At 73.3% G+C, this 13373-nt stretch carries 12 protein-coding genes; 9 read left to right on the forward strand and 3 right to left on the reverse strand.

From position 1 onward, the window contains the following. Nucleotides 1-175: 175 nt before the first annotated feature. Together ACFVIM_RS25620 and ACFVIM_RS25625 are read left to right on the forward strand one after the other, a co-directional pair. Nucleotides 176-1840, forward strand: a complete 1665-nt coding sequence (locus tag ACFVIM_RS25620) for a phospho-sugar mutase (protein ID WP_384305625.1) — start codon at nt 176-178, stop codon at nt 1838-1840. 617 nt (nt 1841-2457) lie between these two features. Then, nucleotides 2458-3624 carry a mannosyltransferase family protein gene (locus tag ACFVIM_RS25625; RefSeq protein ID WP_384305628.1) on the forward strand — a complete coding sequence of 389 codons (1167 nt, stop codon included), beginning with the start codon at nt 2458-2460 and terminating at the stop codon, nt 3622-3624. A gap of 15 nt (nt 3625-3639) precedes the next feature. On the opposite strand, the gene ACFVIM_RS25630 is transcribed toward ACFVIM_RS25625, so the two are convergent. Next, entirely contained in the window at nt 3640-4248 is a 609-nt protein-coding gene (locus ACFVIM_RS25630) for a PH domain-containing protein (protein ID WP_384305630.1), read from the reverse strand. A 166-nt stretch (nt 4249-4414) separates the two neighbouring features. Between ACFVIM_RS25630 and deoC the strand changes: the two genes are divergently transcribed. Genes deoC through ACFVIM_RS25645 form a run of 3 tightly spaced genes read left to right on the forward strand, consistent with a single transcriptional unit; the run spans nt 4415 to nt 7757 of the window. Then, complete coding sequence (gene deoC, locus ACFVIM_RS25635; RefSeq protein ID WP_384305647.1) at nt 4415-5377, forward strand: deoxyribose-phosphate aldolase; 963 nt, start codon at nt 4415-4417, stop codon at nt 5375-5377. A gap of 6 nt (nt 5378-5383) precedes the next feature. After that, complete coding sequence (locus tag ACFVIM_RS25640; protein ID WP_384305632.1) at nt 5384-6853, forward strand: aldehyde dehydrogenase family protein; 1470 nt, start codon at nt 5384-5386, stop codon at nt 6851-6853. After that, nucleotides 6846-7757 carry an aldehyde dehydrogenase family protein gene (locus ACFVIM_RS25645; protein ID WP_384305634.1) on the forward strand — a complete coding sequence of 304 codons (912 nt, stop codon included), beginning with the start codon at nt 6846-6848 and terminating at the stop codon, nt 7755-7757. The genes ACFVIM_RS25640 and ACFVIM_RS25645 overlap by 8 nt, the downstream gene beginning before the upstream one ends. A gap of 136 nt (nt 7758-7893) precedes the next feature. Here the strand turns inward: ACFVIM_RS25645 and ACFVIM_RS25650 are convergent, their stop codons facing one another. Then, a complete protein-coding gene (locus tag ACFVIM_RS25650) occupies nt 7894-8298 on the reverse strand; it encodes a hypothetical protein (protein ID WP_384305636.1) in 405 nt (134 codons plus the stop codon). A gap of 140 nt (nt 8299-8438) precedes the next feature. Here ACFVIM_RS25650 and ACFVIM_RS25655 point away from each other — a divergent pair, with 140 nt between their 5' ends. Continuing rightward, the gene (locus tag ACFVIM_RS25655) at nt 8439-9077 is read left to right on the forward strand and encodes a uridine kinase (protein WP_384305650.1); all 639 of its coding nucleotides are present in this window, start codon (nt 8439-8441) and stop codon (nt 9075-9077) included. Between the two features lie 247 nt (nt 9078-9324). On the opposite strand, the gene ACFVIM_RS25660 is transcribed toward ACFVIM_RS25655, so the two are convergent. Beyond that, entirely contained in the window at nt 9325-10059 is a 735-nt protein-coding gene (locus ACFVIM_RS25660; RefSeq protein WP_384305638.1) for a SigE family RNA polymerase sigma factor, read from the reverse strand. Nucleotides 10060-10295: 236 nt separating this feature from the next. Between ACFVIM_RS25660 and afsQ1 the strand changes: the two genes are divergently transcribed. The 3 genes from afsQ1 to ACFVIM_RS25675 all read left to right on the forward strand — a co-directional run bounded on the left by afsQ1 (nt 10296) and on the right by ACFVIM_RS25675 (nt 13325). Further along, entirely contained in the window at nt 10296-10973 is a 678-nt protein-coding gene (afsQ1, locus tag ACFVIM_RS25665; RefSeq protein WP_384305641.1) for a two-component system response regulator AfsQ1, read from the forward strand. Nucleotides 10974-11073: 100 nt separating this feature from the next. After that, the gene (locus tag ACFVIM_RS25670) at nt 11074-12675 is read left to right on the forward strand and encodes an ATP-binding protein (RefSeq protein WP_384305643.1); all 1602 of its coding nucleotides are present in this window, start codon (nt 11074-11076) and stop codon (nt 12673-12675) included. Then, complete coding sequence (locus tag ACFVIM_RS25675) at nt 12672-13325, forward strand: hypothetical protein (protein ID WP_384305645.1); 654 nt, start codon at nt 12672-12674, stop codon at nt 13323-13325. The genes ACFVIM_RS25670 and ACFVIM_RS25675 overlap by 4 nt, the downstream gene beginning before the upstream one ends. Nucleotides 13326-13373 lie beyond the last annotated feature (48 nt).

The following is a 13373-nucleotide window of genomic DNA, read 5'->3' on the forward strand; positions in this document are numbered from 1 at the left end:
GACCACCACCGGGGCCATCGGGTCAGCACGGCCCGGGGCCCGGGGCCCGGGTGAGCCCCCCGGCCCCTCCGGTCCGCCGGGCGCTCCGGCGCTCCGGCGCTCCGGCGCTCCGGCTGAGGGGACCCGCGTCCTCACCCACTTCCCACCCACCACGGACACGAGAGGCGGAGCGCCCGTGCGGCAGGATCACTCCGAGCAGCAGCAGGAGCTCATCGAGCGCGCCAGGACCTGGCTGGCGGAGGACCCGGACCCCGAGACCCGGGCCGAGCTGGCCGCGCTGATCGACGGCGGCGACCCGGCCGCGCTGGCCGAGCGCTTCTCCGGCACGCTCCAGTTCGGCACCGCCGGTCTCCGGGGCGAGCTGGGCGCGGGCCCCATGCGGATGAACCGCGCGGTCGTGATCCGCGCGGCGGCGGGCCTCGCCGCCTACCTCAAGGCCCAGGGCACCACCGACGGCCCGGTCGTCATCGGCTACGACGCGCGCCACAAGTCCGCCGACTTCGCCCGGGACACGGCGGCCGTGATGGTCGCGGCGGGCCTGCGGGCCGCGCTGCTGCCGAAGCCGCTGCCCACGCCCGTGCTCGCCTTCGCCATCCGCCATCTCGGGGCGGTCGCCGGTGTCGAGGTCACCGCGAGCCACAACCCGCCGCGCGACAACGGCTACAAGGTCTACCTCGGCGACGGCTCCCAGATCGTGCCGCCCGCCGACGCGGGGATCGCCGCCCGGATCGACGCCATCGCCGGCCTGGCCGATGTCCCGCTCGCCGCCGACGGCTGGCAGACCCTGGGCGACGAGGTCGTCCAGGCCTATCTGGAACGTACCGACGCGGTCCTGACCAGCGGCTCCCCCCGGTCCGCCACCGTCGTCTACACCGCGATGCACGGCGTCGGCGAGCCGGTCCTGTCGGCCGCCTTCGCCCGGGCCGGATTCCCCGCCCCCACCCTGGTGGCCGAGCAGGCGGAGCCCGACCCCGAGTTCCCGACGGTCGCCTTCCCCAACCCGGAGGAGCCGGGCGCCATGGACCTGGCGTTCGCCACGGCCCGCCGCGCCCGCCCCGACATCGTCATCGCCAACGACCCCGACGCCGACCGCTGCGCGGTCGCGGTCCCCACCGCCGACGGCGACTGGCGGATGCTCCGCGGCGACGAGGTCGGCGCCCTGCTCGCCGCCCATCTCGTCCGCTCCGGCGCGCGCGGCACCTTCGCCGAATCCATCGTCTCCTCCTCCCTCCTCGGCCGGATCGCCGCGTCCGCCGGTCTGCCGTACGAGGAGACCCTCACCGGCTTCAAGTGGATCGCCCGCGTCGACGGCCTGCGCTACGGCTACGAGGAGGCGCTCGGCTACTGCGTCGACCCCGACGGCGTACGGGACAAGGACGGCATCACGGCGGCCCTGCTGGTGACGGAGCTGGCCTCGGTCCTCAAGGAGGAGGGCCGCACCCTGACCGACCTCCTCGACGACCTCGCGGTCGAGCACGGCCTGCACGCCACCGACCAGCTGTCGGTCCGCGTCCAGGACCTCACGGTGATCGCCGACGCCATGCGCACCCTGCGCGAACGGCCCCCGGCGGCACTCGCGGGCCTGGACGTGACCGCCGCGGAGGACCTCAGCCGGGGCGACGGCGCCCTCCCGCCCACGGACGGCCTGCGCTACACGCTCGACGGCGCGCTGAGGGCCCGGGTGATCGTCCGCCCCTCCGGCACCGAGCCGAAGCTGAAGTGCTATCTGGAGGTCGTGGTCCCGGTCACCGGCCACCCGGCCCTGGGCGCGGCCCGCGAGCGCGCGGAGCGCGTGCTGGCCGACCTGAAGCGCGACTTCTCGGCGGCGGCGGGGCTCTGACTCCGGCGCACCGCTCTGGTGGCGGGTACCGCCCCGGGGCCCGGTGACGGTCTCAGGGCCCCGGTCACCGATCCGCCGTCCGCGGGCTGGGGCGGTTCCCCCGCGGTCCGCAGCTGTCCACCGCCGGGCGAGTCTCCGGTGCGTGGGGGTACCGCCCCGGGGCCCGGTGACGGTCTCCGGGCCCCGGTCACCGATCCGCCGTCCGTGGCGGGGCGGTTCCCCCACCGTCCGCCGCCGGGCGAGTCTCCGGTGCGCGGGGGTACCGCCCCGGGGCCCGGTGACGGTGACGGGGGCCTCCGGGCTCACCTCCTCGGGAGCGGCGGATGAGACGTCTCTGTTCATGAGGCCCGGTTCCCCGCCACTCCCTGCGGGGGCGACCCTGCACCCCCCGCCCCCTTCCCGCCGCCGAATCCCCGCTCACCGATCCGCCGTCCGTCGCGGGGCGGTTCGCCGCCGGGCGAGTCACCGGGGCGCGGGGGTACCGCCCCGGCCCCTCCATCCGGATGAATCTCCGGGGGCTCTCCGGCCGCTCCCCCGTCGTCGCGGGGAAAGGTGGACTCAGGGCGCGCCCCCGACGGCCGGGGGTGCTGACGCCCGGATCGCCAGGAGCGACGCCGTTGTCCCGCGCAGCGACCGTTCACCCTCCCCTTACCCGGACCCCACCGCCCGGAGGGGCGTTCGGCGGGGCGTTCGGCCGGGCCGCCCCCGCCCTCGCCGCCTATCTGGCGGTACGGCTCTGCGGACTGGCGTTCCTCGCCCATCTCGCCCACGCGAAGGGCCATGGCGTCTGGCCCGCCCTCGCCACGTCCTGGGACTCCGGCTGGTACGTGGACATCGCCGAGCACGGCTACACCGACCGGCTGGGCACCGAGGTCAACACCAACAACCTGGCGTTCTTCCCGCTCTACCCGCTGCTGATCAGGATGTTCTCCGTACTCTCCCCGGCTTCTCCGGCCTCCGCCGGCCTGCTGATCTCCCTGCTCTGCTCGCTGCTCGCGGCCTGGGGGATCTTCGCGGTCGGGGACGCCCTGCACGGCCGGCGGACGGGGACCGTGCTCGCGGTCCTGTGGGGATGCCTGCCGGTGGCGCTGGTCCAGTGGATGGGGTACACGGAGTCGCTCTTCACCGCGCTCGCCGCGTGGTCGCTCTTCGCGGTGGTGCGGGAACGCTGGCTGACGGCGGCCGTCCTCGCGTGTGCGTCCGGTCTGGCCAGGCCCACCGGGATCGCGGTGGCGGTGGCGGTCACCCTGGCGGCGCTGCTGGCCTGCCGGACACCCGGTGTCCGTATCCGGGCGCTGACGGCGGCGGCGCTCGCGCCCCTGGGCTGGGTGGCGTTCGTGGGCTGGGTGGGTCTGCGGGTGGGGCGCCCGGACGGCTACTTCGCGGTCCAGAGGCTGTGGAAGAACGAGTGGGACGGCGGCCGGGCCACCCTGCTGGAGCTGCGCCAGCAACTCGTCTACAGCTCCCGGCCGCCGCTCTTCCTGCTGCTGGTCTCCATGGTGCTGATCGTCTCGGCGGTCCTGTTCGTCCTGGGGGTCCTGGACCGCCAGCCGCTGCCGCTGCTGGTCTTCTCGGGGGTGCTGCTCCTGGTGGTCCTGGGCAGCGAGGGCGTCTACTTCCCCCGGGCCCGGTTCCTGCTGCCGGGCTTCCCGCTGCTGCTGCCCCTCGCGCGGGCGCTGGCCCGGGCCCGCCCCCCGGCCCTCACCGTGCTGCTCACCGCGGCGGCCGGGCTGTCGGCCTGGTCGGGCGCGTACATGCTCCTGGTCTGGCAGGGCCCCCCGTAGACGTACGGGAGGGACTCAGCCGCCGATCGCGGCCAGCACGGTCATCAGCACCACGCCCACGGCCACGGGCGCCAGCAGCTCATACGCCCAGCGCACCTCGACCGCGCCCCGCGCCGAGGGGCGGGAGGCGTTCTGCTCGGCGAGCATCCGCAGTTCCCGCACCGTCTGGTCGGACTGGGCGACGCGCGGCGGCTCCATGGTGCCGGTGCCCTTGTCCTTGCGCGCGTTCTGCCGGGCGGCGCGCTTGCGCTGGCGCAGGGAGACGGGGACGGCCCACAGGGAGAACGTGCGGCCGTCGGTGGTGTGGACCTCGGTGGAGTATCCGGCGCGGAAGGTCTCGACGGTGGCCCAGGGCAGGGTGACGGTACGGAAGGGGTTGCGCACCCGCATCCGGTCGTCGTTGGCGAGGACGGCGGGCCGCAGCATGAAGGCGACGATCACCGGAACGATGAGCAGCACGGTGGCGATGGCGAACCAGGGGGTGCGCCCGTCGCCGCGCACGACCGCGTCACCGGCGAGCCAGGCGACCAGCCCGGCGAGAAGGACGCCGCCGGCCATACCGGCGGGAGACCGGTAGACCCGGTCGGCGTAGGGCGCCTCCACGGGCGACTTCGAGCTGCTCATACGTCCGATTCTGCCGCACGTTCCCCGGGGACCGGGGCCTCCCCCTCCCGTACGCCCCTGGAGGAGGCGGCGGGGAACCCTGGCACGGCCGGTGCGGGCGCGCGCCCGGGGCGCCCCTCCCCCCTGTACAGGCTGCTACGCGCGTAGATATGCTCGGCTGGTGACCATGCCCACCGCACCGCACTCCGCCGCGCCCCCCGCCCTCGCCGATGTCACCACATCGGACCAGCGGCTCCGCCGCTTTCTGCACGGGCTGCCGGGCGTCGATCCCGTAGGTCTCGAAGCGCGGGCCGCCACCCTCGGCACCCGGTCGATCAAGACCACGGCCAAGGCGTACGCCCTCGATCTCGCCATCTCGATGATCGACCTCACCACGCTGGAAGGCGCGGACACCCCGGGCAAGGTCCGGGCCCTCGCCGCGAAGGCGCTGCACCCGGATCCGACCGACCGGTCGACGCCGACCACGGCCGCCGTGTGTGTCTATCCGGACATGGTGGCGACCGCGAAGGAGACGCTGGCGGGCACGGCCGTGAAGGTCGCCTCCGTCGCCACGGCCTTCCCGGCCGGGCGTACCGCGCTCGATGTGAAGCTCGCGGACACCCGGGACGCGGTCGCGGCCGGGGCGGACGAGATCGACATGGTCATCGACCGCGGGGCCTTTCTCGCCGGGCACTACCTCAAGGTGTACGAGGAGATCCTGGCCGTCCGGGAGGCCAGCGGGCCCGCCCGGCTGAAGGTGATCTTCGAGACGGGCGAACTGTCCACCTACGACAACATCCGCCGGGCCTCGTGGATCGGCATGCTCGCGGGCGCGGACTTCATCAAGACCTCGACGGGCAAGGTCGCGGTCAACGCCACCCCGGCGAACACGCTGCTGATGCTGGAGGCCGTGCGCGACTTCCGGGAGCAGACGGGGATCCAGGTGGGCGTCAAGCCCGCGGGCGGCATCCGCACCAGCAAGGACGCGATCAAGTTCCTGGTCCTGGTCAATGAGACCGCCGGGCCCGACTGGCTGGATAACCACTGGTTCCGCTTCGGCGCGTCCAGCCTGCTCAACGATCTGCTGATGCAGCGGCAGAAGCTGGCCACCGGCCGCTACTCCGGCCCCGACTACGTGACTGTGGACTGAGCTGACATGACAGAGACGAAGCCGCTGAAGCCGACCGGCCAGGCGAACCCCTTCACCTACGCCCCGGCGCCCGAGTCCCGCGCGGTGGTCGACATCGCGCCCTCGTACGGGCTGTTCATCGACGGTGAGTTCACCGACTCCACGGGCGGCGGCCTGGCCAAGACCGTCTCCCCGGCCTCCGAGGAGGTGCTGGCGGAGTACGTCCAGGGCACCGCGGAGGATGTCGACCGTGCCGTGAAGGCGGCCCGGAAGGCGTTCGCCGGCTGGTCGGCGCTGCCGGGCGCCGAGCGGTCGAAGTACCTGTTCCGGATCGCCCGGATCATCCAGGAGCGCAGCCGTGAGCTGGCGGTGCTGGAGACGCTGGACAACGGCAAGCCGATCCGCGAGACCCGCGATGTGGACCTCCCGCTGGTCGCGGCCCACTTCTTCTACTACGCGGGCTGGGCCGACAAGCTGGACCACGCCGGGTTCGGACCGGCGCCGAAGCCGCTGGGGGTCGCCGGTCAGGTGATCCCGTGGAACTTCCCGCTGCTGATGCTGGCCTGGAAGATCGCCCCGGCGCTGGCGACCGGCAACACGGTGGTGCTGAAGCCCGCCGAGACCACCCCGCTGTCCGCGCTCTTCTTCGCGGACATCTGCCGTCAGGCCGGGCTGCCCCGGGGCGTGGTCAACATCGTGACCGGCGACGGCCGCACCGGTGAGGCGCTGGTGACGCACCCGGGGATCGACAAGGTCGCGTTCACCGGCTCGACGGCCGTGGGCCGGGCCATCGCGCGCCAGGTCGCGGGCACGGACAAGCGGCTCACGCTGGAGCTGGGCGGCAAGGGCGCCAATATCGTCTTCGACGACGCCCCGATCGACCAGGCCGTCGAGGGCATCGTCAACGGCATCTTCTTCAACCAGGGCCAGGTCTGCTGCGCGGGCTCGCGGCTGCTGGTGCAGGAGTCGGTCCAGGAGGAGCTGCTGGAGTCGCTCAAGCGGCGGCTGGCGACGCTGCGCGTGGGCGACCCGCTGGACAAGAACACCGATGTCGGCGCGATCAACTCGGCCGAGCAGCTCGCCCGGATCACCGCGCTCGCCGAGACCGGCGAGGCGGAGGGCGCCGAGCGCTGGTCGGCGCCGTGCGCGCTGCCGGAGAGCGGCTACTGGTTCGCGCCGACGCTCTTCACCAACGTCACCCAGGCCCACACGGTGGCCCGGGAGGAGATCTTCGGCCCGGTGCTGTCGGTGCTGACCTTCCGTACCCCGGCCGAGGCGGTCGCGAAGGCAAACAACAGCCAGTACGGGCTGTCGGCGGGCATCTGGTCGGAGAAGGGCTCCCGCATCCTCGCGGTCGCCGAGAAGCTCCGCGCGGGTGTGGTCTGGGCCAACACGTTCAACAAGTTCGACCCGACCTCGCCCTTCGGCGGCTACAAGGAGTCGGGCTTCGGCCGCGAGGGCGGTCGCCACGGCCTGGAGGCTTACCTCGATGTCTGAGAACCGTCTGCGCGTCTTCAAGACCTACAAGCTGTACGTCGGGGGGAAGTTCCCCCGCTCCGAGAGCGGCCGGGTGTACGAGGTGAGCACAGGGACATCAGCCGCTGGCGCGGCGGGCAAGGGCACCTGGCTGGCCAACGCGCCCCTGGCCTCCCGCAAGGACGCCCGGGACGCCGTGGTCGCGGCCCGCAAGGCGTTCGGCGGCTGGTCCGGCGCCACCGCCTACAACCGGGGGCAGATCCTCTACCGGATCGCCGAGATACTGGAGGGCCGCCGGGAGCAGTTCACCCGGGAGGTCGCCGACGCCGAGGGGCTCTCCAAGTCGAAGGCGGCGGCCGTGGTGGACGCGGCGGTCGACCGCTGGGTCTGGTACGCCGGGTGGACGGACAAGATCGCCCAGGTGGTGGGCGGCGCCAACCCGGTGGCGGGGCCGTTCTTCAACCTCTCCACCCCGGAGCCGACGGGCGTGGTCGCGGTGGTGGCGCCGCGGGAGTCCTCGTTCCTGGGGCTGGTCTCGGTGCTCGCGCCGGTCATCGCGACCGGCAACACGGCGGTCGTCGTGGCCAGCGAGCGCGCCCCGCTGCCCGCGCTCTCCCTCGGTGAGGTGCTCGCCACCTCCGATCTGCCGGGCGGTGTGGTCAATGTGCTGTCGGGCCGCACGGCGGAGCTGGCGACCCCGCTCGCCGCACACCAGGACGTCAACGCGCTCGATCTGACGGGCGCGGACGCGGCGCTGGCGAAGGAGCTGGAGATCGAGGCGGCACAGAACCTCAAGCGGGTCCTGCGCCCCGGCTCGAACGACTTCACGGCGGACCCGGGCACGCGCCGGCTGACGGCGTTCCTGGAGACGAAGACGGTCTGGCATCCCACGGGCGCCCTGGGCGCCTCCGGCTCGGCCTACTGAACCGACACCCCGCATGACACAGCCCCCGCACCGAGAACCTTCGGCGCGGGGGCTGTGTCATCGGCGGGTACGGGAGCGGGCCCACCGCCTCCGTACCGGGTGAACGGGTGTCACGGCGACCGGCGCGGCACCGGAGTCACAGCGGCAGCCCCTTCACCACCGGCCCCAGCAGCGGCAGGTCCTGGAGCGCCCCACCCGCCGACAGCGGCCCGGTGAGCACCTCGGTGGAGACGGGCTTGAAGTCCGCGATCTGGGTGCCGACGGCGTTGGCCAGCGGATCGACGGGCGTCTTGGCCAGTGGGTTGAGCTGAAGACTGCGCAGGTAGCCGATCCCGGTCACCGACTTGGTGAGTGCCCCGGTCACGGTGGCGACCGGGCCCGGCAGCGTCGAGCTGAGGCCGTCGAGACCGCCCCCGGCCGGGACCGGGGCCGGGGCCGCGTGGGCCGTTCCGGAGGCGGCGGCGCCCGCGGCCACCGCCGCGATGGTCAGGCCCGCGCCGAGCGCGAGCCGCCGGGAGTGCTGAGCTGGAAGACGTGCCATGGAGTTCCCACCTGGACGAGTCCGACGAAGAAGCGTGGTAATCGATCAGGCACGCAGCGTAGTTGAGCGGCCCCGCCGGGAACCACTTTCCGCCCCCTGGGGAGCACGTACGGGTCAATGCCTCACACTGGTGTCCCGTGATGTCTTCCTCCGGCTCCCCGACGGCCCCCGCCCGCGTGCTCCTCCTCACCGGCCCCTCCGGTTCCGGAAAGTCCTCCCTCGCCGCCCGTACCGGCCTGCCGGTGCTGCGCCTCGACGACTTCTACAAGGAGGCGGCTGACCCGACACTCCCGCGCGTCGCGCACAGCACCGACGTCGACTGGGACTCCCCGCTCTCCTGGGACGCCGACGCGGCCGTCGCGGCGATCGAGGAGCTGTGCCACACGGGCCGCACCACCGTCCCGCTGTACGACATCGCCACCAGCTCCCGCGTCGGCCGGGAGAACCTGGCCCTCGACCGGACCCCGCTCTTCGTCGCGGAGGGCATCTTCGCGGCGGACATCGCCGCGCGGTGCGCCGCGCTGGGAGTGCTGGCCGACGCGCTCTGTCTGCGCGGGCGTCCCGCGACGACCTTCCGCCGCCGACTCACCCGCGATCTGCGCGAGGGCCGCAAGTCGGTCCCGTTCCTGCTCCGCCGCGGCTGGCGGCTGATGCGCGCGGAACGCTCGATCGTGGCCCGTCAGGCCGCTCTGGGCGCCCACCCCTGCGGCAAGGAGGAAGCCCTCGGCCGCGTCGCGGCCGCCGCGGCGGGCACCCACCGCGCCCGGACTCCTCTGTAGCGGGCCCGGTACGCGGGCGCGCGCCCACACGGAGAAGCGGGACCCGACAAGACCCCCCGGCCTGTCCGGTCCCGCTCATTTCCCCCGTTGACCTCGCGGGATCCCCCGTGTGACCCCCGTGGTCCCCCTGGTGCCGGAACCGGCGTCTCCCCCGAGTCGACGGTTCCTTCTCCCCCCTGGGTCGTGTCGCCAGAGTCCCGTCTGCCCGCCGTGCGGACGACGCTCCTGTGACGACACTCCCCCGCCTTCAGGCCACCAGCTCGCCGAAGGACTCCTCCTGGTCCCGGCCGAAGCTCAGGACCTCGTCATCGCGCAGCCGCCGCAGCGAGCGCCAGATGCTCGACTTCACCGTGCCGACGCTGATGTCGAGGATCTCGGCGATCTCCGGGTCGGTACGGCCCTCGTAGTACCGCAGCACCAGCATCGTGCGCTGGAGCTCCGGCAGCCGGGCCAGCGCCTGCCACAGGACGGCGCGCAGCTCGGTGCCCCGCATCGCGTCGGTGTCGCTGGCCGTCTCCGGCAGCTCCTCCGTGGGGTACTCGTTGAGCTTGCGGCGGCGCCAGGCGCTGATGTGCAGATTGGTCATGGTGCGACGCAGATATCCGCCGACGGCGGCCTTGTCGCTGATGCGGTCCCAGGCGCGGTACGTGGAGAACAGCGCGCTCTGGAGCAGGTCCTCGGCCTCGAACCGGTCGCCGGTGAGGTGGTAGGCGGTCGCGTAGAGCGCCGAGCGGCGCTCCTGGACGTAGGCGGTGAACTCCGCCTCGGTGAGGGTGCTGTTCGTGCGCTGCGCCGGGACCGTGGCGGCGGGAGCGCTGTCGAGGACCGTCATATACGACGGCGCCGTGACCTTGTGCTGACGGGTCGGTGCGGTGCGGGCGCAGCCGCGGCCGGTCACCGAGCCGCTCTTCTCGCTCGCGCGTCCCGCGTCGTGGAGACGCGTGACAACTGCGCTGGAGGTGGTGCTGTGCAGTGCGTTCATCTCGCGCCCCCCGTCGGTGGAGTCCGGCTCGGTCCGTAGGACTGAAAGCTTGCCGAGGCAGTTTCATGGCGGTGTCCGCCGACTGTCACAGGGCTGTCACAGCGGATGGGCGGCGCGCCGGCGCACGCGGGTGCCGCGGGGCGGCCCTCCCGCGCCGGGCCTGCCCGGGAGGAGAGCGTCCCCGCGGGCGGGAGCGCGGTCGAGGGAGGGCGGGGGCATGGGCCAGAATGACCTCCGTGCCCTTCCTGTTGCTGATCGAGGACGACGACGCCATCCGCACGGCCCTCGAACTCTCCCTGTCGCGCCAGGGCCACCGTGTGGCCACCGCGGCATCGGGGGAGGACGGCCTGAAGCTGCTGCGCGAGCAGCGGCCGGACCTGATCGTGCTGGATGTGATGCTGCCCGGGATCGACGGCTTCGAGGTCTGCCGCCGGATCCGGCGCACCGACCAGTTGCCGATCATTCTGCTGACCGCGCGCAGCGACGACATCGACGTGGTGGTGGGCCTGGAGTCCGGCGCCGACGACTACGTGGTCAAGCCCGTCCAGGGCCGGGTGCTGGACGCCCGGATCCGGGCGGTGCTGCGCCGGGGCGAGCGGGAGTCCACCGACTCGGCCACCTTCGGGTCGCTGGTGATCGACCGCGCCGCCATGACGGTCACCAAGAACGGCCAGGACCTCCAGCTCACACCGACCGAGCTGCGGCTCCTGCTGGAGCTGAGCCGCAGACCGGGACAGGCCCTGTCACGGCAGCAGTTGCTGCGGCTGGTGTGGGAACACGACTACCTCGGTGACTCCCGGCTGGTGGACGCGTGTGTGCAGCGGCTGCGGGCGAAGGTGGAGGACGTTCCGTCGTCGCCGACGCTGATCCGTACCGTGCGCGGGGTGGGCTACCGGCTGGACGTACCGCAGTGAGATCCGCGGTGACATCCGTCGTGACCGGCGCTGTCGGCCGCGCGGGCGCGGTGACCCGCCGCCGCGCCGCCGGGTGGCCCCTCGCCGCTCCCGGGGCCGCATGGACGGGACGCGCGTGGTGAGCGGCGCGAGACGTTCGCTGCTGCCGCGGCTGCCGTGGACGAGTCTGCGGGTCCGGCTGGTGGTCGTGTTCGGCGTCGTCGCGCTGACCGCCGCCGTGTCGGCCTCGGGCATCGCGTACTGGCTCAACCGGGAGGCCGTGCTCTCCCGTACCCAGGAGGCCACCCTCAGCGACTTCCGCAAGGAGATGCAGGAGGGACCGGCCGAACTGCCCGCGCTGCCGTCGCTGGACGACCTCCAGGAGACCGCGCGGCGGATGGCCGAGGGCAAGGTCGGCTACAGCGTGATCCTGGTCGGGGAGCAGGATTCCGGCAGGCCCGTCGTGGCGACCTCGGACCCGGAGGGCCTCACGCTGGCGGACGTGCCGGGGTCGCTGCGCGGCGCGGTGGACAAGCGGCAGCAGACGAGTGCGGGCGGCCCCGCCCGCTATCACCTGTTCTGGCAGCGGGTGGAGCGCTACGGCATGCCGTATCTGGTGGGCGGGACCCGGATCACCGGCGGCGGGCCGACGGGCTATGTGTTCAAGTCGCTGCGGACCGAGCGGCAGGACCTGACGTCGCTGGCGCGGTCGCTGGGGGTGGCCACCGCGCTGGCGCTGGTCGGCTCGGCGCTGCTGGCGCAGGCGGCGGCCACGACGGTGCTGCGGCCGGTGCACCGGCTCGGGGAGGCGGCGCGGCGGCTCGGCGAGGGCAAGCTGGAGACCCGGCTGCGGGTGTCGGGCACCGACGAGCTGGCCGAGTTGGCGCGGACGTTCAACAAGACGGCCGCGTCGCTGGAGAAGAAGGTCGCCGACATGAGCGCGCGGGAGGAGTCCAGCCGCCGTTTCGTCGCCGACATGTCCCATGAGCTGCGCACCCCGCTGACCGCGCTGACGGCCGTGACGGAGGTGCTGGAGGACGAGGTCGACAACCTCGACCCGATGATCGCGCCCGCCGTGACGCTGGTCGTCAGCGAGACCCGCCGACTGGGCGATCTGGTGGAGAACCTGATGGAGGTGACCCGCTTCGACGCGGGCACGGCCAAGGTCGTCCTGGACACGGTGGACGTCGCCGACCAGGTCACGGCCTGCATCGACGCACGGGCCTGGCTGGACGCGGTGGACCTGGACGCCGAGCGCGGGACCATGGCGCGGCTCGACCCCCGCCGTCTCGATGTGATCCTGGCGAACCTGATCGGCAACGCGCTCAAGCACGGCGGCTCCCCGGTCCGGGTGTCGGTGCGCACGGCCGAGGACGAACTGCGGATCGAGGTGCGCGACCACGGCCCCGGTATCCCCGAGGAGGTGCTGCCGCATGTCTTCGACCGCTTCTACAAGGCGAGCGCCTCGCGTCCGCGCTCCGAGGGCAGTGGTCTCGGGCTCTCCATCGCCATGGAGAACGCGCAGATCCACGGCGGCACCATCACCGCCGCGAACTCGCCCGACGGCGACGGCGCGGTCTTCGTGCTGACGCTGCCGTGCGGCGAGGCCCCCGACGATACGGACGGTGCCGACAGCACGGACGGCGTCGGCGGCAGGGACGGCGCGGGAGCGGTCGAGGCGGGCGGGACGGACCCGGCGCCCGAAGGGAAGGACGTACGGTGAGGCGAGTGCTCGGCGCCCGGCGGGCCGGGACGGCGCTGCTCGGGGGCGCGCTGTTGCTCGCGGCGATAGCCGGGTGCGGCATCAGGCCCACCCAGGTGCCGGTGGACGCCGGTCCGGCGCCATCCCGGATGCCGTGTGACGCCACCGAGGACGGACCCGCGGGGACCGGGCCGAGGGACATCACCGTGCAGGTCTACCTGCTGTGCGCCGCGCAGTTGAGAACGGTGTACCGCACGGCCGTGCTGCCCGAGGCGACGGGCGTGGACAGCAGTGTGCAGGTGGCCCGGGCGCTCCTGGCGGAGCTGCGCGAGGAGCCGACGGCGGCCGAGACGGAAGCGGGCTTCAGCACCCAGGTACGGGGGCCGATGGGGATCGAGGGTCCGCGCGACGGTGATCCGGCGGGGACCCTGCGGCTGACCCGGATGCCCGACGAACTGGCTCCGCGGGCGCTGGCGCAGATCGTGTGCACGCTCGCGAAGAGCCGGGCGGTGCCGTCGGCCGAGACGGTGCTCCTCGGCGGCCCGGGCGCGTATCCGCCGAAGTCCTACGGCTGTCCGCAGCGGACCATGGAGCGCCCGCAGGAGCCGGTGCCCACCCACGCGGTGACGGCGCCGTCACCGCACCCGTCAGAGGCTCCGTGGGGACCCTGAGGTCGTGTCCTCACCCTCTCGTCTGTCCGCCGTGCCCTGGGTGAACGG

The sequence above is a fragment of the Streptomyces sp. NPDC057638 genome (assembly GCF_042800315.1).
Taxonomy (GTDB): Bacteria; Actinomycetota; Actinomycetes; order Streptomycetales; family Streptomycetaceae; genus Streptomyces.